17 protein-coding genes and 1 pseudogene are annotated in these 19,148 nt (G+C 74.0%); 11 read left to right on the top strand and 7 right to left on the bottom strand.

Translation table 11 applies throughout. The features are described 5' to 3' along the window. The first annotated feature begins 219 nt into the window (after positions 1-219). The 3 genes from ABD335_RS17800 to ABD335_RS17790 are packed head-to-tail and all read left to right on the top strand — an operon-like array spanning position 220 to position 3,682. On the top strand, positions 220-1,446 hold the full coding sequence (locus ABD335_RS17800; RefSeq protein ID WP_344324046.1) for an aminotransferase class I/II-fold pyridoxal phosphate-dependent enzyme: 1,227 nt from the start codon (positions 220-222) through the stop codon (positions 1,444-1,446). Further along, positions 1,443-2,678, top strand: coding sequence for a GNAT family N-acetyltransferase (locus tag ABD335_RS17795; RefSeq protein ID WP_344324044.1), 1,236 nt, complete (start codon positions 1,443-1,445; stop codon positions 2,676-2,678). Before ABD335_RS17800 ends, ABD335_RS17795 begins: the two co-directional genes overlap by 4 nt. Continuing rightward, the gene (locus ABD335_RS17790; protein WP_344324042.1) at positions 2,675-3,682 is read left to right on the top strand and encodes an NAD-dependent epimerase/dehydratase family protein; all 1,008 of its coding nucleotides are present in this window, start codon (positions 2,675-2,677) and stop codon (positions 3,680-3,682) included. Before ABD335_RS17795 ends, ABD335_RS17790 begins: the two co-directional genes overlap by 4 nt. 273 nt (positions 3,683-3,955) lie before the next feature. Here ABD335_RS17790 and ABD335_RS17785 read toward each other — a convergent pair whose 3' ends face one another. Both ABD335_RS17785 and ABD335_RS17780 read right to left on the bottom strand, forming a co-directional pair. After that, entirely contained in the window at positions 3,956-5,179 is a 1,224-nt protein-coding gene (locus tag ABD335_RS17785; protein WP_344324040.1) for a beta-ketoacyl-[acyl-carrier-protein] synthase family protein, read from the bottom strand. Continuing rightward, the gene (locus ABD335_RS17780) at positions 5,176-5,433 is read right to left on the bottom strand and encodes an acyl carrier protein (RefSeq protein WP_344324038.1); all 258 of its coding nucleotides are present in this window, start codon (positions 5,431-5,433) and stop codon (positions 5,176-5,178) included. The genes ABD335_RS17785 and ABD335_RS17780 overlap by 4 nt, the downstream gene beginning before the upstream one ends. Positions 5,434-5,750: 317 nt before the next feature. Between ABD335_RS17780 and ABD335_RS17775 the strand changes: the two genes are divergently transcribed. The 4 genes from ABD335_RS17775 (at position 5,751) to ABD335_RS17760 (ending at position 10,159) form a co-directional block, all read left to right on the top strand. After that, entirely contained in the window at positions 5,751-6,722 is a 972-nt protein-coding gene (locus tag ABD335_RS17775) for a hypothetical protein (protein ID WP_344324037.1), read from the top strand. Between the two features lie 16 nt (positions 6,723-6,738). Continuing rightward, a complete protein-coding gene (locus tag ABD335_RS17770) occupies positions 6,739-7,857 on the top strand; it encodes a hypothetical protein (RefSeq protein WP_344324034.1) in 1,119 nt (372 codons plus the stop codon). A gap of 356 nt (positions 7,858-8,213) precedes the next feature. Then, entirely contained in the window at positions 8,214-9,311 is a 1,098-nt protein-coding gene (locus ABD335_RS17765; protein WP_344324032.1) for an AAA family ATPase, read from the top strand. Further along, the gene (locus ABD335_RS17760) at positions 9,308-10,159 is read left to right on the top strand and encodes a DUF7192 family protein (RefSeq protein WP_344324031.1); all 852 of its coding nucleotides are present in this window, start codon (positions 9,308-9,310) and stop codon (positions 10,157-10,159) included. The genes ABD335_RS17765 and ABD335_RS17760 overlap by 4 nt, the downstream gene beginning before the upstream one ends. A 40-nt stretch (positions 10,160-10,199) precedes the next feature. Here the strand turns inward: ABD335_RS17760 and ABD335_RS17755 are convergent, their stop codons facing one another. The 3 genes from ABD335_RS17755 to ABD335_RS17745 all read right to left on the bottom strand — a co-directional run bounded on the left by ABD335_RS17755 (position 10,200) and on the right by ABD335_RS17745 (position 14,613). Beyond that, positions 10,200-10,991, bottom strand: a complete 792-nt coding sequence (locus ABD335_RS17755; protein ID WP_344324030.1) for an FHA domain-containing protein — start codon at positions 10,989-10,991, stop codon at positions 10,200-10,202. Positions 10,992-11,057: 66 nt separating this feature from the next. Continuing rightward, positions 11,058-12,437, bottom strand: a complete 1,380-nt coding sequence (locus ABD335_RS17750) for a serine/threonine-protein kinase (protein WP_344324029.1) — start codon at positions 12,435-12,437, stop codon at positions 11,058-11,060. Then, positions 12,424-14,613, bottom strand: a complete 2,190-nt coding sequence (locus ABD335_RS17745) for an outer membrane protein assembly factor BamB family protein (RefSeq protein ID WP_344324028.1) — start codon at positions 14,611-14,613, stop codon at positions 12,424-12,426. Before ABD335_RS17745 ends, ABD335_RS17750 begins: the two co-directional genes overlap by 14 nt. Before the next feature lie 369 nt (positions 14,614-14,982). On the opposite strand from ABD335_RS17745, the gene ABD335_RS17740 reads away from it, so the two are divergent. The 3 genes and pseudogenes from ABD335_RS17740 to ABD335_RS30830 form a co-directional block, all read left to right on the top strand. Further along, positions 14,983-15,309 (top strand): hypothetical protein, encoded by a 327-nt coding sequence (locus ABD335_RS17740; protein ID WP_344324026.1) that lies wholly within the window; start codon positions 14,983-14,985, stop codon positions 15,307-15,309. A gap of 366 nt (positions 15,310-15,675) precedes the next feature. After that, complete coding sequence (locus tag ABD335_RS17735; protein ID WP_344324025.1) at positions 15,676-16,983, top strand: ScoMcrA-related endonuclease; 1,308 nt, start codon at positions 15,676-15,678, stop codon at positions 16,981-16,983. 10 nt (positions 16,984-16,993) lie between these two features. Further along, positions 16,994-17,245: pseudogene (locus ABD335_RS30830) on the top strand (transposase domain-containing protein); the annotation flags it as partial. A gap of 128 nt (positions 17,246-17,373) precedes the next feature. On the opposite strand, the gene ABD335_RS17730 reads toward ABD335_RS30830, so the two are convergent. Together ABD335_RS17730 and ABD335_RS17725 are read right to left on the bottom strand one after the other, a co-directional pair. Next, positions 17,374-17,559, bottom strand: coding sequence for a DUF397 domain-containing protein (locus ABD335_RS17730; RefSeq protein ID WP_344324023.1), 186 nt, complete (start codon positions 17,557-17,559; stop codon positions 17,374-17,376). Further along, positions 17,556-18,413, bottom strand: coding sequence for a helix-turn-helix domain-containing protein (locus ABD335_RS17725; RefSeq protein ID WP_344324021.1), 858 nt, complete (start codon positions 18,411-18,413; stop codon positions 17,556-17,558). Before ABD335_RS17725 ends, ABD335_RS17730 begins: the two co-directional genes overlap by 4 nt. A gap of 194 nt (positions 18,414-18,607) precedes the next feature. Here ABD335_RS17725 and ABD335_RS17720 point away from each other — a divergent pair, with 194 nt between their 5' ends. Continuing rightward, positions 18,608-19,129: a hypothetical protein gene (locus ABD335_RS17720; protein ID WP_344324019.1), complete on the top strand. Its 522-nt coding sequence runs from the start codon at positions 18,608-18,610 to the stop codon at positions 19,127-19,129. Positions 19,130-19,148: the final 19 nt, after the last annotated feature.

The raw sequence follows: 19,148 nt of genomic DNA, 5'->3' as shown, positions 1-19,148 counted from the left end.
CCACCGGCACCGGTCCCCCGCCCGCCGCCCCGCCTCTTTCCGCGCGCCCGCCACGCGTCCGCACGGGAGGGAAAGGCCCGTGATATCCGCGGGCCCGCGCCCGTGAACCCCACGACCGCGCACACGGAAAACGCAACCGGAAAGCGCACACGGAAACGCGCACACGAGAATGCGCACACGGAACACAGAGAACCGACGGAACCTCCTCGGGGGGACAGCATGGCGGACGTCTTCGGAAAGAAACGCTCGGCGGTCCAGCGCGCGCTGGCGGACGATCCGGCCCGGCCCTACTACCGCCCGCTCGCGGCCCGGGGCGCGGAGGTCGAGATCGACGGCCGCACGGTGATCATGGCCGGCTGCAACGACTACCTGGGGCTGTCGACCGACCCCCGGGTGACGGAGGCCGCCGCCCGGGCGCTGCGCCGCTTCGGCGCCTCCTGCTCGGGCTCGCGCGTGCTCAACGGCACGCTCACCCTCCACGAGGAGCTGGAGGGGCGGCTGGCCGCGTTCGTCGGCGGCGAGGCGGCGCTGGTGACCACCACCGGCTTCCAGGCCAACCTCGCGCTCGCGGCCCTGCTCGACGAGGGCGACACCGTCTTCGCCGACATGTCCAACCACGCCTCGCTGGTGGACGCCGTCAGGCTGGGCTCCGCCGACCACCGCCGGTACCGCCACTCCGACCTCGCCCACCTCGACCGGCTGCTGGCCGCCTCCGATCCGGCGGCCGGCCGGATCGTCGTCACCGACGGCCTGTTCTCCATGGAGGGCGACCTGTGCCGGCTCCCCGGGCTCGTCGCGCTGGCCCGGCGCCACGGCGCCCGCCTGGTGGTGGACGGCGCCCACGACATCGGTCTGCTGGGCCCCGGGGGGCGCGGCGTGGTCGAGCACTTCGGCCTGGCGGGCGAGGTCGACCTGATCACCGGGACGCTGTCGAAGTGCTTCGGCTCGGTCGGCGGGATGCTCGTCGGCCCCGCCGCCGTCGTCGAACACCTGCGGTACAACGCCCGATCGGTGCTCTTCTCGGCCGCGATGCCGCCCGCCTCGGCCGCCGCCGCCCTGGCCGCGCTCGACATCGTGGAGGCCGAACCCGAGCGCAGGCGGCGGGTGTTCGACCACGCCCGACGGCTGCTGGAGGGCCTGCGGTCCCTGGGCTACGACACCGGCGACTCGACCACCCCGATCGTCCCGGTCTACACGGGCGACACCAGGCTGTGCCTGCGCGTGTGGCAGGAGCTGCTGGACGCGGGGGTGTTCACCAACGCCGTGGTGGAACCGGCCGTGGCCAGGAACCGGGCGCTGATCCGGGTGACCCCCCAGGCCGTCCACACCGACGGGCACATCACCCGCGTCCTGGACGCCTTCGCCGAGGTGGCCCGCCGGCTGGGCCCCGTCCCCGCCGCCCCGGCGAACGAACGGCCCCGCCGGCCGGTGGAGGTGCCGGCGTGACCCTCACCGCCCCCACCCCCGCCGGCACCGCCGCCGAAGCCCCCACCGAACCCCCCGCCGGCACGACCGCCGGCGTCACCGTCCGTCCGGTGCGAGGCCGCGCGGACACCACCGCCTTCGTCACCCTGCCCCGCCTCCTGCACCGGCACGACCCGCACTGGGTGGCCCCGCTGGAGCGGGACCAGCGGGCCCTGGTCGACCGGCGGCGCAACCCCTTCTTCGAGGTCGGCGCGGCCGAGTTCTTCCTGGCCCGGCGGGGACGGCGGGTGGTGGGACGGATCGCCGCCGCCGTGGACTGCCGCCTCCAGGCCCGCCACGACCCGCACTGCGGCCTGTTCGGACTCTTCGAGTGCGCCGACGACCCCGGCGCGGCCGGCGCGCTCTTCGACGCGGCCGCCGCCTGGCTGCGCGAACGCGGACTGCGCACCATGCTCGGCCCGATGGGCTTCTCCACCAACGACGAGTGCGGGGTGCTGGTGGAGGGCTTCGACGGCCCGCCCAGCGTGCTGATGCCGTACAACCCCGCCCACTACCCCGCCCTCTACACCGCCTGCGGTCTGACCAAGGCCAAGGACCTGCTGTCCTGGCGGGTCCCGATGCCGCCCGACGGCGAGCCTCCCGAGGCCGTCGCCCGCGCCGCCGAGTGGGCCCTGAGCGCACCGGACGTCCGGGTGCGGCCCCTGGACCCGGCCCGCCGGGACGCCGACCTGGCCGTCGTGCGGGACATCTACACCGACGCCTGGGCCGAGAACTACGCCTCCGTCCCCATGACCGGCCGCGAGTTCGCCCACACCATGCGCAGGCTGCGCCCGCTGATCCGGCCCGAACTGCTGTGGTTCGCCGAGGTGCGCGGCGAACCCGTCGCCTTCACCCTCTGGCTGCCCGACGCCAACCAGGCGCTGCGCGCGGCCCGCGGCCGGCTCACCACCCTCGGCGTGCCCGTCGGCCTGCTCCGGATCACCAGGGCGGCCCGGCGCATCGACCGGGTCCGCGTGATCGTCACCGGCATCAGGAAGCCCCACCGCGCGCGCGGGCTGGGCGCGGCGCTGATGGTCGAGGCCCAGCGGGCCGCGTTCCGCCTCGGCTACACCGAGAGCGAGCTGTCCTGGCTGCTGGAGGACAACCGCGACGCCAACCGCTACGCCGAGGCGTTCGGCGGCGTCCTCTTCCGCCGCCACCGCCTCTACCGGCGCGACCTCGCGCCCCCGCCCGCGGCGGGGGCTCCCCGGTGAGGTACCTCGTCACCGGCGCGACCGGGTTCGTCGGCCGCCGCCTGGTCCGCCGCCTGCTCCTGGACGGCCACACCGTCACCGCGCTGGTCCGCGACCGCGCGCGGGCCCGACTGCCGTCCGCGGTGGACACGGTGGACGGAGACCTGGCCGACGGGCGCGGCCTGCGCCGGGCCGTCGCCGAGGCCGGCGCCGACCGCGTGATCCACCTGGCCGGCACCGTCAAGGCCACCCGCCCGTCCGGCTACGCCCCCGTCAACGCCGACGGCACCCGCCGGCTGTGCGAGGCCCTGGCCGGCCTGCCCGAGCCGCCGCGCCTGGTGTACTGCTCCTCCCTGGCCGCCGCCGGCCCGTCCCGGCCCGGCAGACCGCGCCGCGAGACGGATCCGCCGGAGCCGGTGTCGGCGTACGGACGCAGCAAGCTCGCCGGGGAGCTGGCCCTGCGCGCGGTGGCCGACCGGGTGCCGGGGATGGTCCTCCGCCCGCCGATCGTCCACGGCCCCGGCGACACCGAGTTCCTGCCCGCCCTGCTGGCCGCGGTCCGCGGCGGCGTGCTGCCCGTGTGCGGCACCGGCCCGCGCCGCTACTCGCTGATCCACGTCGACGACCTGTGCCGCGCCCTGATCGCCGCGGCCGACCGCGGCACCACCGTGGAGCGCGCCCCCACCGCGCGCGGCGTCTACCACGTCGGCGACGGCGTCGAGCACCGCCACCGGGACCTGGCGGCGGACGTGGCGGCCCTGGTCGGGTGCCGCCCGCCCCGGACCGTCCCGGTGCCCCCCGCGGTGGCGGCGACCGCCGCCTGGGGCGCGGAGCTGGTGGCACGGACGCGGGGCAGGCCGTCGATGTTCACCCGGGACAAGGTCCGCGAGGCCCGCTGCCCGGCCTGGACGTGCGGCCACGAACGGGCCGCACGCGAGCTCGACTTCACCCCCGAGACCGTCTGGCCCGCCGGCCTCGCCGACGCCCTCGCCGACGCCCTCCGCCTCGCTCCGGCGACCGTGTGACCCCGCGCCGGTGGCCTCGCGTCCCGTCCGCGGGGCGGCCGGCCACGGACCCCCGTCGACCGCCGGCCGCCCCGCGGGCGGGACGCGAGAGGGGAGCCCCTCGACACCACCGGCGGCGCGGAAGGACCGCGCGGTCCCCGTGGCCACGGGAGCTCACTGGTGAACTCGGCCGTCCTGGCACGGTGTTCGGTGGAACCGAATCGACGGCGCGTCGGACGGGGTACGGCCGCGGAGGGCCGCCGCCCCCGCCCCGATCAGGTGCCCGGCGCTTCCTCAGGCGGCCCGGAGGACGACCGAGACGTTGTGGCCGCCGAACCCGAAGGAGTTGCTGACCGCGACGGCGACCCGCTGCTCCCGCGCGGTCTTGGTCACCAGGTCGATGTCGAACCGCGCGTCGGGCGCGTCGACGTTGGCCGTCGGCGGGACCAGCGACCGCTGGATGGTGAGGACCGTCAGCACCGCCTCCACCGCGCCCGCCGCGCCCAGGGAGTGCCCCAGCGCCCCCTTGGCGGACGTCACGCTCGGGCCGTGCCCGAACACCCTGCCGATCATGCTCGCCTCGGCCGCGTCGCCCTGCGGGGTGGAGGTGGCGTGGGCGTTGACGTGGTCGACGTCCCCCGCCTCCAGGCCCGCGTCCGCCAGCGCGGCGGCCACCGCGAGTTCGGCGACCCGCCCCTCGGGGTGCGGCGCGGTGGGGTGCAGCGCGTCGGTGCTCGCCCCGCACCCGGCGAGCAGGGCCCGGGGGCGCACGCCCCGCGCCCGCGCGTGCTCCGCCCGCTCCAGCACCAGCACGGCGGCGGCCTCGGCCATGACGAACCCGTCGCTGTCCCCCGCGAACGGCCGCGAGGCCGCCTCCGGTTCGTCCCGCCTCCTCGACAGCGCCCCGGCCTGCTGGAACCCGGCCACCACCAGCGGCGTGACCGCCGCCTCCGTACCACCCGCCAGGACGACGTCGCACAGCCCGGCGAGCAGCCAGTCGCGGGCGATGGCCAGCGCGCTGGCCCCGGAGGCGCAGGCGGTCGAGGCGGACAGGCTCGGACCGCGGGCGGCGAGGGCGAGCGCGACCTCCCCGGCCGCCATGTTCGGCAGCAGCATCGGGATGACCGCCGGCGACACCGTCTCGGGCCCCTCCCGCCGCATCCGCGCGAACTCCGCCTCCCAGGTGCGGGCACCGCCCAGACCACAGCCGAGGACGACCCCGACGCGCGGCGCGTCCCACTCCCGCGGGTCCAACTCCGCGTCCCGCACCGCCTCGTCGGCCGCCGCCAGCGCCAGGCGCGTGAACCGGTCCTGCCGCCACAGCTGCCGGCGGCGCGCGCGGTCGGTGACGGCGAACTCCGGGACGCGGCAGCTGAAATCGACGGCCAGCCCCGCCAACTCCCCGTCACGGCGCGCCGTGGAGTCCCCGGCGCGGACCCGGCGCCAGGTCTCCTCCACCCCGACCCCGGCCGGGGTGACCGCCCCCAGACCGGTCACCGCGACATCCGGCCGGCTCACCGGTGCGCCACCGCCGCGCCGGCCTCCCACGCCTCCTCGATCACGGCGGCGATCCGGCCCAGCGTGGTGTCCAGGGTGACCTGCTCGTCGCTGAACGGCACACCGGTGCGGTCCTTGAGGGTGAGGGCGAACTCGACCCGCCCGAGCGAGTCCAGGTCCACGTCCTCCAGCGTGGCATCCGGCGACAACTCGTCCTCGGTGAACTGGAACTTGCCCACCAGAATGTCCACAACGACGCCGTACGCCCTGCTCATCGGTGCTCCTCGCGAGGTCGAATCCGACCGGCCGCGGCCGGTCCCTGCCGCCCCATCCTTGTGTCTCGGCCGCGGGAGGAAGAGAACCATCGACGTCATTTCACCCGTATGAGGCAGAAGTTGTGAAAGCCTCCGGCGCGCCGGCCGAAGAGCGACACCCTGCCGGGCCCGGCGCACCGCCACGGCCGCCGGGGAGCGGCGCGGCCCTCGGGCGGGAGGGCTCGACGAGCGGACCGTCACCACCCCTGTCACACCCGGCGGCTACCGTGGCGCGCACCACGCCTCCCGTCCCCGAGCCACGAGAGCGAGCCGCGCCCGTGACGTCCCGTGTCCCGCCCGTCGAAGCCCTGGTGGCGGAGGTGCCGACCCTGGCGGAGTACGTCCGCACCGCCACCCTCCTGCGCCCGAGGGCCGGTTCGCCCGGCGTGCGGGACAGCTCCGTCGGCGGCCCGCTGTTGTGGCCCGCCGACGAACCGTGGCCGCACTGCTCGGGACCGCACTGGAAGAAGGTGCGGGAGAAGCTCACGGACGAGGAGCGCGGGACGCTGCGGCGTCTGAAGGAGGCCGGGCGCGAGCGTCGACGGTCGGGCCGGAGGGGCCCGATGCCCGCCGAGGAGAGCGCGGCCCTGGACCGGATCCTCGACGGCGCCGACTCGCTGGACATGATCGCCTGGGAACGGGTGCGGACCGTGCCGGACCCCGACGGCCCGGACGTGCCGATGGTGCCGGTGACGCAGCTCCACGCCCGGGACGTCCCCGACCTGGCCTGTCCGGACGGCACCGACGTCCTCCAGATGCTGTGGTGCCCGAACGACCACGCCGACCTGCCCGGTCAGCCCCACTACACGGGCCCGGCGGTCGAACTGCGGTACCGCTCCTCGACGGCCGTGGGCACCGTGGCGGACCCGCCCCGCCCCGAGCGTGCCCTCGACCTCTACCTCCCCTCGCCCTGCGTGATCGATCCGGTCCGGGTCGTCGACCTGCCGGACCGGGACGAACTCCCGGCGGAACTGGTCGAGCGGGTGGAGGCGTGGGCCCGGGCGCACGGTACCGAGTACCACCGCCGCCCGGCCTGCCGGCCGGGCTGGAAGGTCGGCGGCCGGCCGAGCCGGCACCCGACCGACCCCGTACCCCTGGACTGCCCGGCCTGCGGAAGCGGGATGCGGCTGTTCCTCACCGTCGAGAGCAGCCACGACGGCCCGGACGTCACCGTGGGCCGCTTCGGCGAGCTCCGCGTCTTCACCTGCCCCGCGGACGCCTCCCACCCGTTCCGCCTCGACCTCCAGTGACCCCCGAAGGAGCCCCGTGTCCCTGCCCGCCCGCCTCGTCACCACCCTCGACGCGCCCCTGGGCCGCGCCACGGCGGACGCCCCGTACGTGCTGCGCCCGCCGGGGCGGAGGCTGTTCGTCCAGCACGGCGACACCGAGGCGGTCGCGTACGACCTGGACGAACTGATCGCCGGGACGGAGAAAGCCGAGGCCGTCCGCTTCCCCGCCCCTTGGCGGCGCCGCCTCGGCCCCTGCGCGGTGTCGCCGGAGCGGGACCTCGCCGTCTTCTCCGGAACGCACGCCCTGCGCGCGGTGGACGCCGACGGCCGTGCCCGCTGGGAGATCCGCCACGGCTGCTGGGACGCGGGCTGCCGTGAATCGCACTCCTCCGTCGAGGAGTACGTCGACCGCGGCGACCACCGGTACCCCGACCGCGGCTCGGCGGTCTTCTCGGCGGACGGGACGCTGGTGTGGGCCCACGTCCGCACCCCCCTCGCCGCGGACGGTCCGGACGCGGAGGAGACGGAGGAGTGGCTGGTGATCGACGCCGCCGACGGACGCGTCCTGGGCCGGGTGGACACGTGCACCGCGGTCCACGGCTCGGTGCACGTCCCCCACCCGGACCCCGGACGGATGGGCCTGACCCTCGGGGAGGGGCAGGACGGGGTGCCGCTGTACTGGGGGCGCTGGGACGGCGAGAAGCTGACCGCCGACCGCGTCGGGAACGACGATCGCGTCCTGCTCGACGTCGGCCCGTCCGGCGACCGCTTCCTGACCGTCACCCACTACCAGGAGACCCTCGCCCTGCACCGGACCGAGGACTACTCGGTCGTCGCCGAACTGGACGCCGACTCCGCCGTCCCCCGGCACCCCGACGCCGAGTCGGAGGGCGACGGGCACGACGAGCACGAGCCGGGCTGGGACTACGAGGGCGGCTTCCTCGACGAGGACACCGCCATCGCGGGAACGTCCTGGACCGACGACGAGTCCGGCGCCGCCCGCCACTGGCTGGTCGACCTCGCGCACCTGCGCGTGACCGGCCACGTCGCCTACCCAATCCGGGTGTTCGGCCCGCCCCGGCCGCTCGGCGACGGCACCTGGTACACCCTCTCCGAGACCGGGGACGCCCTCCACGTGTGGGCACTGTCGGGCTGAGGGAGATCCCGTCCCCGTGAACGGGACGGGCTCCTCCGCCGGTGTCGCCGCCGGCAGCCGCCCGCCCGAGGCGCCCGGCGACGGGACGCCGCTCGTCCCGGCCGACGCGGTCCGCCCGGCCACCACCATCGTGGGCGGTGAACGCTTCGGCGACGGCCGCATCGCTCGGGCCGCTTGGCACACTTTTCTTATGAACCGATAATCGACAGAGCGCACGGCTCCAGGCGCCCGCATCGCCTCCGGCGGAGCGTCACGCCCGCTCCTCTCTTCCTCGCCCACGGTTCGGGAGGGGTCCCGAACTCCCTTCCCACAATGGGTCGCCATGGTGTTCGTCGAGGAGACGGGGGACTGCGGGCATGCGTGAGAGCACCCGTGAGGAAGTGCGGCGGATCGCGCGGGAGACGGCCAAGGAGGTCGTGTGGCTCGCCTCCTCCAGGACGGCGATCAGCCGCGCGGCCCAGCGGACCGTGGCGGCCGTGGCGCGCGAGACGGTCGAGGAGCGGCTCGCGAACCACCGCGTGGACGGGGAGCGGGTGCGCGCGATCGCGGAGGCGTGCGCGTCCGAGGTGGCGGCCGTCAGTGCGCGGAAGACGCTGGAGGACGTCAAACCGTCGTTCCTGGAGTCCGTGCGCGACGAGGTGGAGAAGGTCTTCGCCGATCTGGTGCCGCCGGTCGTCCAGGTGAACGTGTCCGACGCCGAGCCGATCCGGGTGGAGGGCCACACTCATCGGGTGCTGCCGGATGTGCTGACGGTGCTCAAGGCCCGCTGCCACGTGTTGCTGGTGGGGCCGGCCGGCACCGGCAAGTCCATGTTGGCCAAGCAGGCGGCCGAGGCGCTCGGGCTGGAGTTCCAGGCGCTCTCGCTGGGGCCGACGACCCCGATGAGCAAGATCTTCGGCTACTACGACGCGCACGGCCACTACCACGACACCCCCTTCCGCCGGGCCTTCGAGCACGGCGGGCTGATGCTGCTGGACGAGCTGGACAGCGGGCATCCGGGGCTGCTGGCCGAGCTCAACCAGGCCCTGGCCATCCGGGTCTGCGCCTTCGCCGACGGCATGGTCACCGCGCACCCCGACTTCCGCCTGGTCGCCACGGCCAACACCTACGGAACGGGCGGCGACCGGCAGTACGTCGGCCGTCAGGCCCTGGACGCGGCGACCCTGGACCGTTTCGTCGTCGTCGACGTGCCGGTCGACGAACGGCTGGAGGAGCGTCTCGTCCTGGCCCACGCGCCGTCCCGGCGGGAGGAGGCGCGGCGCGTCCTCGACGAGGTGCGGCGGTTGCGGGCCGCGGCGGCGGAGAAGCGGCTGCCGGTGATGTTCTCGCCGCGTGCCGGCATCGACGCGGCCAGGCTCCTGGAGGCCGGGGCCACCGTGGAGCAGGCGATCCGGTGGCGGCTGGTCCGCGGCATGTCCGAGGCGCACCGCTCGGCGCTGGGGATCGACGCGTGACCGCGCGACCGCCGACCGCGTACCGGCTGCCTCCCCTGTGGTCCTGGCAGGAGTTCGTCGACCGGGCCCGCGCCCCGGACAGCATCCCGGACGGCGACGGCCGCCACGCGAGCACCGAGTGGGCCGGGGCGGGGTGGGAGGAGGCGCTGCGGCTGGCCACCGACGGCTGGACCCAGGTGGTCCCCGAGGCCGATGTGAGCGTCGCCGCGCTGCGCGAGCACGTCCGGGACGAGGTCCTGACCACGTCCCTGGTGCCCACTCGGGACGTCACCGGCAGCGAGGTCGACGTCGGCGCGTACCTGGCCGGCGAACCGGAGTGCATGGTCGACGCCGTGCCGCAGCGGATCTCCACCCGGGGCCGGGTGGTGACGTTCCTGGTTCCGGCGGCCTACGTCAACACCACCCCGCACGCGTTCGTCCGCAACCGGGGGCTGGCCCTGGCCGCGCTGTGCTCGGCGATCGTCACGGCGGGCCACAGTGTGGAGATCTGGTCGGGGTTCTGCGCGCGTCTGGACGAGGGCCGCTGTGCCGCGGTGGCCAGGGTGGTCTCGGCGGCGGAGCCCTTGGACCTGGGACGTCTGGTCTTCTCCCTGGCCCATCCGGCCATGCTCCGCCGCCTCTGGCTGGCCGTGTGGGACAGCGCCCCCGAGCCGTTGGCCCGCCTGCTGAGGAACAACGCCTACGGCAGCGCGCCCTACACCTGCCATCCGGAGGACCTGCCCGACGGCGTCGAGGGCGCCTGTGTCCTCCCGTACCTGGAGCCGGCCGACGAGCGGTGGGCGACCTTCGACTCGGCGATGGCCTGGTGCCGGAGCACGTTCGTCGAACTCGGCCTGGTCGTGGGGTGACGCGGGGGTGGGGGTGGCCGGGCCGCCCCCACCCCCGCGGTCACTCCTCCAGCAGGAGGAGGTCCGACGTCCGGAGCGTCGTGGTGACCAGCAGTTCCATGATCAGGTTGTGGTTGAGCGTGTTGCCCACCGGCGGCGGGACCTCCTCCTCCAGGAGTCCGGGGACCGTCGTGCCGAGCCGCTTGCGCACCTTGGTGACGATGTGGGCGGCCCGGCGCCGGCTCCAGCGTTCCCCCGGCCGCAACTCGCCCAGTTCGGCGGCGACCTGGTCCCACGTCAACGGTTGCGGCCGCGGTTCGTTCCGCAGGTACCTCTGGCCGAGACAGACCAGTACCAGCTTCTCGACGGGGCTCAGCGGCCACGTGCCGCGCTCGCGCGTCTCGGCCTCGTGCCGGTCGCCGGGGTTCGGCGCCGGCTCGGGGACGGCGATCCGCACCTCCAGGAGGTGTTCCTGGCGCGGGGCGACGATGAACAGCGGTGTGTACCCCGTCGGCAGTTCCGTCCGGTCCCCGCCGAGCAGCAGCCTCGACCCGGGCAGCCGGATGGGCAGGCGGCCGGTGTTGCCCAGCACCCAGCGCGAGTACTCGCGCGTGATGTATCCGTGCCGCCGGCTGACGTGCGGATCGTCCGCGCCGACGCAGACGTGGACGTCGGGTTCGTTGCGCCCGAACATCAGCGACAGCCGGGCGTCCGGCGCGACGCTCATGCCGCCGTTGGCGCCCAGGACGAACAGCGTGTCCGGCCGGGCCGGCGGAAGCCCGCGGGCGAGGCTGCCGGTCTCCTTCGGCAGGAGGTTGACCTTGCTCGACGGTCCGGATACCGACATCGTCATGGTGTGTCCCCTCTCACGCGTCCACCGTCGTCACGCTAGCCGTCCACGCTCGGGAGGGGTCCCGGTTCAGTGGGCACCGTCCGCCTCTCCCTTGCCGGGTTCGTGCGTGCCGGCGCCTCCTCCGCTCGCGACCTGGAACCCGTCCACCAGGACGCGGTAGTCGACCTCGCCCGGCGGATGGCGGTAGGCGATCCGCCATTCGCCGAGCCGCGGCAGAGGAGGGATCTCGATCGTCCTCCGCCAGGGCAGCTCCACGTCTTCCAGCGTGGTGGACCGGCCGTTCACGGTGTAGGTCAGCGAGGTGAGCGCGACGTTCCCCCGGAAGAGAAATTCCAGAGTCCGGGTCTCCGCCGCCGGTGTGGGGGTGGCCGACGACGCCGCCGGGGCCGGGGTGGCCGTGGTGCTCGGCTCCGGCCGGCCTCCTCCCGCCTCCGGCCGGGTGCCGTCCGGGAGCAGCGCCGCCACGCCGGCGGCCCCGGTCGCCGCGACGGCACCGCCCCAGGCCAGCAGCGTCCGCCGGTTCACCGGGCGCCGGCCGGACGGCACCCGCCCGACCGGCACGGTGGACGGGACGGCGGCCGGGGCGGTGGGCGGGTTCTCCGCCTCGGCGGCCCGCCGGTCGATCTCGGCCACCACGGCCGGAGGCAGCCAGGCGGTGCCGGACGGCGGGTGGTGCCGCGTCACGGGGGCCAGTCGGTCGATCAGGTCGGGCACGGTCGGGCGGGCCGCGGGGTCGGAGCGGAGGCAGTCCTCGATCATTCCGCGCAGCGCGCCGTCGGCGATCCCGGCGACCCGGACCGTCCCCTCGCCGCCCGGCCGGGTGCCGGTGCAGGCGTAGGCCAGGGTCGCCCCGAAGGAGAACACGTCGCTCGGCGTGCCGACCTCGGCGCCGGCCGCCTGCTCCGGCGACATGAATCCCGGGGAACCGGCCGGGACCCCGCGCGGGACGACCGGGCCCTCGCGCACCCGGTCGGCGATGCCGAAGTCGATCACCCTCGGCCCGTCGGCGGTGAGCAGCACGTTCGCCGGCTTCAGGTCCAGGTGCACGACGCCCGCGCGGTGGATCGAGGCGAGCGCCTCGGCGAGACCGGCGGCCAGTGGCCACACCGCGTCGGCGGGCAGCGCGCCGACGTCGCCCACCGCCTCGCGCAGCGACACCGACGGCAGGAACTCGGTCGCCAGCCAGGGGTTCTCGGCGTCGGGGTCCGCGTCGAGGAGGGACGGACCGTACAGTCCGCCGACCGCCCCGGTGGCCGCCACCTCGCGCCGGAAGCGGTCCCGGAACTCCGGATCACGGGCGAACTCGGCGTGCACCACCTTGACCGCCACCGCCCGACCGCCCGCGGACCGTCCCAGGTAGATCACCGCCATGCCACCGGCGCCGATGCGCGCCAGGAGCCGGTACCGCCCGACCGTACGGGGGTCGCTGTGCTCAAGTGCCCGCACGCGGGCCTCCGTTCGGCGCTTCGAGGGCCTGGACGTGTCCGTCCCTGGTGCCGACGAACACCAGCCCGGCGGCGGCCACCGGCCCGGAGGTGAGCGTCACGTCCGCCGGATGGGTCCACAGAACGCGTCCGTCGGCCGCGTCCAGGGCGTACGCCGTCCGGTCGGTGCAGCCGACGTACAGCGTGTCGCCGGACAGGCCGAGCGCGTTGGAGTGGCCGTACGGGGCGCCCTCGTTCCGCCCCAGGCGGCGCGACCAGACGATCTCGCCGGTCTCGGCCTCCAGGGCCAGGACGTCGCCGCCGCCTCCGCCGACGTACAGCATTCCGTCCCCCGGCTGGAGCCCGGACCCGAAGTTGACGCCGCCGACCGATCTCCTCCAGACGCCTTCCCCGCTGTCCGCGCGCACCGCGTGGAGGGTGCCGTGGCGGTCGCAGAGGAAGACCAGTCCGTTGCCGGTGCGCGGGGGAAGTCCCTGGTCGAGCCGGTAGGTCCAGCCGGTCCGTCCGCTGTCGGCGTCCAGACCGACCAGCTCGGCGTCGTTCACCGCCGCCACGGTGCCGTCGACGGCGGCGAGACCGCCCTCCGCGCCCACGTCGGCGGTCCAGCGCGGCTGTCCGTCGGCCGCGCCCAACGCCCTGATCCGACCGTGGCCGAAGCAGACCACCGGTCCGGTGGCCACCGTCCACAACGGCAGTTCGCCGAACGGCAGTCGGTACGTCCACCGGGTGGCGCCGGAGGCGGCGTGGACCGCCGACAGCCGCCACTTCCCGTTCCGGGAGTCGGCCACGTACGCCGTGTCGCCGGCGGTCGCGTCGCCGGCGGCGGGGCCACCGTGGGAGCGGGCGATGGACGTGCCGTCGAGGGCCGTGGAGCGCGTCCAGCGGACCTTCCCGGTCCGTGGGTCCAGGGCGCGGAGGTCCTCCTCGCTCCTGGCGAGCACGAGCCCGCCCGCGGCGAACAGGTCCGGGTAGTAGTCGCCCACCCGCACCTTCCACCGCGGGACGGCCCGCGCCGGCGCGGGTGGCGTGCTCGGTGCGCGCGAGGGCGGACGCGAGGGCCCGGACGCGTCCTTCGCCACCGCCCGGTCCGGTCCTCGCCCCCTCCACAGCGCCACCGCTCCGCCGGCCGCCGCGAGCGCGGCGGCACCGGCGGCGATCACTCGTCGCCGGGTCGGTCCTCGGGAGCCGGTCGGCGCGGTGTCCTCCCCCCTCCCTTCCGGGCCGGTGCCGTCGGGCGGGGCCGCCGCGGCCGGATCCACGGTCGCCTCGCCCATCAGCGCGGGGTCCGCCGCCGCAGGACCCGAGAGCGCCGGCACCGGACGGTCCGCCGGGGGGTCGGGGAGGTGCCGGGCCCGCGCGGTGCGGCGGTCGATCTCCTGTGCGAGGGGGGCCGGCAGCCATCCGGTGCCCTGCACCGACACCGTCCCGTCGCCCAGCCGCTCCAGCAGGTCGGCCGCCGTCGGCCGCCGCCGGGGTTCCCGGCTCAGGCAGGCCGCGACGAGTGCGCGCAGGTCGGGGTCCGTGACGCCGTCGAGTTCCGCCCGTGCCCGGCGCGGCACGACCTCCGCGGCGCCGAACGGTGCCTCCCCGGTCGCCGCGAACACCAGGACCGCGCCGAGCGAGAAGACGTCGCCGGCCGGTCCGGTCGCGCCGCCGGAGAGCTGTTCCGGGGCCATGAACCCCGGGGTGCCGACGACGGAGCCGACCCGGGTGATCGCGGTGGCGTCCTCCGGCCGGGTGATGCCGAAGTCGATCACTCGGGGGCCGCCGGCGGTGAGCACGATGTTCCCCGGTTTCAGATCGCGGTGCGCCAGGCCGGCCCGGTGGATGTCGGCGAGCGCCTCGGCCAGGGCCGCGGCCAGCACGCGCACCGCGGTCGGCGGGAGACTCCCGAAGGCGTCGACCGCCTCCCACAGCGTCGGCCCCGGCAGGTACGCGGTGACCAGCCACGGTGCGGCGGCCTCCGGATCGGCGTCCAAAACCGGCGCGGTGAACGTGCCGGTCACCCTGCGGGCGGCGGCCACCTCGCGCCGGAACCGGGCGCGGTAGACGGCGTCGCCGGCGAACCGTTCCCGTACGACCTTGACCGCGACCGCCCGGCCGCCGGGCGACCGCCCGAGGTAGACGACGCCCATCCCGCCCGCGCCCAGCCGGGCCAGCAGTCGGTGGTCGCCCACCCGTTCCGGATCCCCTGGCTGCAACGGCTCCACAGCCCTCCTCCCCCGTGCCGTGACACTGCCGAGCGGCGGTCGGGGCCGCTCGTCCCCGCCCCCTCCCGGCCGATCGAAGCCGCCACGGTCAAGTTGCACAAGACCGTTACGGTGTCAACCACCCGCACGTGTGAACGACAGGGTCCCGGAGAAGCTGCGTCCGGCCCCTCCTTCCCCCGGGACCGCCGGGTGCGGCCGTGTCGAACGGCGAGTTCGACACGGTTCCGGGTGCGCTTTCCGGCCGGAGACCGCCCGGGCGCTTCCCCACCGCGCCGGCGGTCCGCACGCTGTCGAGCGGAGTGGTCCCGACGGGGAACGAGCGAAGGGGGAGAACACATGAGGCGCACTCTGCGGGCCGCGGTGTCCATCGGCGCGCTGTCGCTGACGGCGGTCACCGGTGTGGCACCGGCGTCCTCGGCGGCGACCGGTCCCGTCGACTGCACGACCGGGGTGGTCGGCGGCACCGTCGCCTACGCCGAGTGCCCGGCCAGCGCCGGGGACTTCGAGTTCCGCGTGGTGGCGCAGTCCGGCGGCATCGCCGGACACGGCACGGTCTACGGCCCGTGGCTGCGTCCCGCGCCCGACGTCCCGGTGCGCTCGGCGGTGAGCTGCCAGGGGGCTCCGAAGTGCGCGGCCTTCTCCCCGGTGATCGAGGTCCGCTGACCGTCCGGGACCGCCGCCGACCGCGCTCCGCGACGGTCCCGCACGGGGGCCACGGCCGGGGATCACGGCCTCCGGGTGCCGTGGCCCCTCGCCGCGAGGAGTTGACGGGCGCGACTACCACCGAGTTCCCGAACAGGTACGGCGACGCCCTCGTCCGCGGAGCCACCCTCCTGGACCGGACCGCCACCACGCCCCGGCTCGTGGTCGAAGCTGCGGATGTGTGCACCGGTCGACGAGAAGGCGACGCCGGGCCGTCCCCGTTCCTGTTCCGCTGTCGCGGGTCAGTCGCTGCCAACCGATCCGCGTTACCGAATAGTTGTCTTCAACTCGCCCGTACGCCAATCCTGATGATCATACGATCGGGCAATGGGGCTTGCTGATGTCACTCGCGAGAGCGTACTCAAGGCGATGGAGGAGCACGACGACCTCGGTGAGGAATCGTTCCTCCTTCGCTACGGCTTCGAGTCCGCACACAGCTCGTTGCTCGTACACGGGGGACGACGGTATGGACTCGACGCGATCGTCACTGTCGCCCATCGGTATGCGTCCGGCCAACTCCTCCCCCAGGACACGCTCACCGACGAGTACGCGAGCGTGATCCGTGTACTGATGCAGCTCGGCTTCGAAGTGCGGCGTCCTCAGGGCGCCCACCCGATCGCCACTGCGCCCCGCCTGCTGATTTCGCCGTCCTACGGCGGTGCGGAGTCTCGGCAGCACTGGAAGGACACGCTTGAGCAAAGCGTCCCGTTCGCCGACGAGAAATACAGTCGTCACCTGACCAAGAGCCAGTATCGGCAGCTTTTGGCCTTGCATCCGGAAGGGCGCTCCCGGTTCTGGGGTGCCACACCAGGACACGACAGCAAGATGGCGGCCGTCGCCACCGGGGATGTGGTCCTCTTCACCGGCAGGAATCACGTCCGAGCCATCGGCGAAGTCGGGGTGATCTTCCGCAACCGCAAGTTCGCGGACGCACTGTGGCCACCCCAGCAGGGGGGTGAGAGTTGGCACACGGTATACAGCCTGCGGGAGTTCCAAACCACTGAGCTCCCCTACACAATGCTGAATGCTCTCCTCGGGTACAAGCCCAACTTCAAATACCCCGGTCAATTGGTGCTTTCGGGAGAGCGAGCAGCAGCGGGTATCAATGGACTGCTCATCACCACACGCACCGCACTCGAGAGGGCCGGTGCGATGCCGTCGCCCGGCGATGTGCGCATGATGCAGGTGGAGCAACAGCACACTCGCACCGTTACCGTTGAGCAATCCGCACGCCGGCTCCTGTTCAACCGCACCGAGGCGGAGTTGGTGAACGCTTACCGCGACACACTCACTGAAGTACAGGTCAATCGTTTCGCCACAGCGGCCGGAATCTGCGACCTGTACCTCGACGGTCCCGACGGTCGCGAACTGATCGAGGCCAAGAGTCGTGCCGAACGGCCCCACGTACGTGCCGCGCTTGCGCAGCTGCTCGACTACGCGCGCTACGCCCCCGCGCCGGTCGACCGGCTTTCCGCCCTCTTTCCAGAGCCGTTGGCATCGAACGCGCTCGGCTTTCTGCACCACTACGGCATCGACAGCATCCACCGGACAGCCGAGGGGACCTTCGAGCGTCTCCCCGCTCCCGAGTCCCGACGCCGGTTCATTCGGGATCTCGTCGGGTTCGGGAGTCATTGACACCGTGTCAATGCCATTTGAAGGGGCGGGAGTTGGTAGGCAACCTCCGTGCATTTTGATGGAGGCTGCGACGGTTCCGGGGCCACCTGACGGATCCGATTCGCCGAGGGTGTTGGCGTCGTTGGTGCCACGCGACGTACTGGACGAGGTGATCGAAGCCCTCGGTTGTCGGGAGGAGCGAGTCCGCGAGTTCCTCTCCCAGTTGGTGATCCACCTGTTGATCGCGCTGTACCTGTTCTCCAACGACGACTACGAGGAGATGGCCGAGAAGCCGACCGGGGCGCTCGGCGCGGTGTCCGGCGCACGGCTGACGCCTCGACACACGCGGTGGGCAGGATCCCGTGGATCCTGCCCACCGCGTGACCGCTTCTTCTGTTGGGGGTGCCCCGGTTACTCCCCCGCCACGTACCGCACGAACCGGCCCCAGCCTTCGCGGTCGACCGCGAAGGCCGGACGGGTCACGTCCTTGGAGTCCCGCACGTGGACGGCCTGTTCGGTGACGGCGACCTCCACGCAGCTGTCACCCTGGGTGCCGCTGTAACTGGACTTGAACCAGGCGAGTTCCGTCGTGTTCACAGCTCTCCTCGCATCCGCTCCAGCAGGCCCCGCGAGTCCTTGGGGTTCAGAGCCTGCGAGCGCAGTGTGTCATAGCGCTGGTGGAGGAGGCGCACCTCTTTCGGGTCGGCGATCAACCGTCCGTTCTGCTGCCCCTCGGAGTAGCCCAGACGTCGTCCGTCGGGAGTCTCCAGCAACTGCACCGGGCCGTCCAAGCAGGCATGGAACTCGATATCCATCGGTACGACTTGCAGCATCACGTTGCGCCGTGCGGTGAGGTCCAGTACGTGGTCGTAGAGACCCCGCATGACCTCCGCACCACCGAGCTTCCGCCGGAACACGGACTCCTCGACGATGAAGCCGAACGGTACGTCCGGGCGCTCGTACAGCATCTTCTGTCGATCGAGACGGGCCGTGACCTGAGCCTCCATCTGCTCGTCCGTCAGCAGCGGGATGCTGTTGCCGAACACGGCGCGCGCGTACCCCTCCGACTGCAACAGCCCCGGCACCAGCCTGCACTCGTACGTGCACAGGCTCACCGCCAGCCGCTCCAGGTGGGCCCAGCGCCGGAACCATGCCGCCAGGCCCGGTTCACCGCGCGTCAGGTACTTGGCGGCCTTCCGCAGGGCGCCGGTGTTGCCCAGGGCCTCCTCGGCCAGTTCCACGAACGACTCGTCGGGCATCCGGCGGCCCAACTCCACCGATTCCACGGTGTGTTTGGAGTACCGCACCCGCTCCCCGAGGTCCGCGCGGCTGAGTCCGGCGTGCTCGCGCAGGGCCTGGACGACGGCCCCGAAGGTGCGCAGACTGTCCGACGCGTCGGGCTCCCGCCCCACGTCCCCGCCCGTCGTGGCGCAGGCGTCGTCCATGGTCATGTGCGGCCCCTCCCGGTGCTGTGCTGTACGCGGCCTCCCCGCGACCGAACTCACCCAGCGTGACCGAATGACCTACACACCGTCCACCCAGAGTGTCCGTACTCTGACTCCCCGTACGGGCCGCGCCGCCGCTGCGGTGTCCGGTAGCGTGCCGCGCCGGCCGAGACGGGTGCCGGAAGCGAGACGGGGTGGGGATGGACAGGGAACGGGCGTGGCGGTTCGCCGAACTGCTCCGGCAGGGCAGCGTGCTGTCCGCGTTCGTCGCGGCGTGCGCCGACGGCGAGGAGCGTGCGCGGGAGGCCAGGGAGCTGGGGGCGCGGGTGTTCGCCGCCGACCCCGCGGACCTGGAGGCGGTCGAGGGAATCGTCGAGACGCTGACCGAGTGGGCCGAGGAACTGGCGGACCACCCCCACCGCCCCGACGAGCCCCGGCCCGACGAGGCCGACCGCCAAGTGCGCGACTTCCTCAAGGACGTCCTGCGCGACGAGCTGTCCTCCAGGGCCCGCGACTGGATGTCGAGGACCGAACTCGCCCTGGAGGTGAACTTCCTCGCGCTGCGCGGGATGCGGACGCCGGCCCCGCGCACGCGTGAGGACGCCTTCTACCTCTACGGGCGCGCCACGATGGCCCTCGACCTCGGCTACCGCGCGGCTGCCGAGCGCGGGGCCGAGAGCCTGAGAGAACTGCGGAGGACGCACGAGGAGGCCGGGCCCTGAGGAACGCGCCCCGGTGCGG

This window comes from Streptomyces macrosporus (assembly GCF_039533145.1).
In the GTDB taxonomy this organism is placed as follows: domain Bacteria; phylum Actinomycetota; class Actinomycetes; order Streptomycetales; family Streptomycetaceae; genus Streptomyces; species Streptomyces macrosporus.
This window is presented reverse-complemented; position numbering and strand designations above follow the sequence as displayed.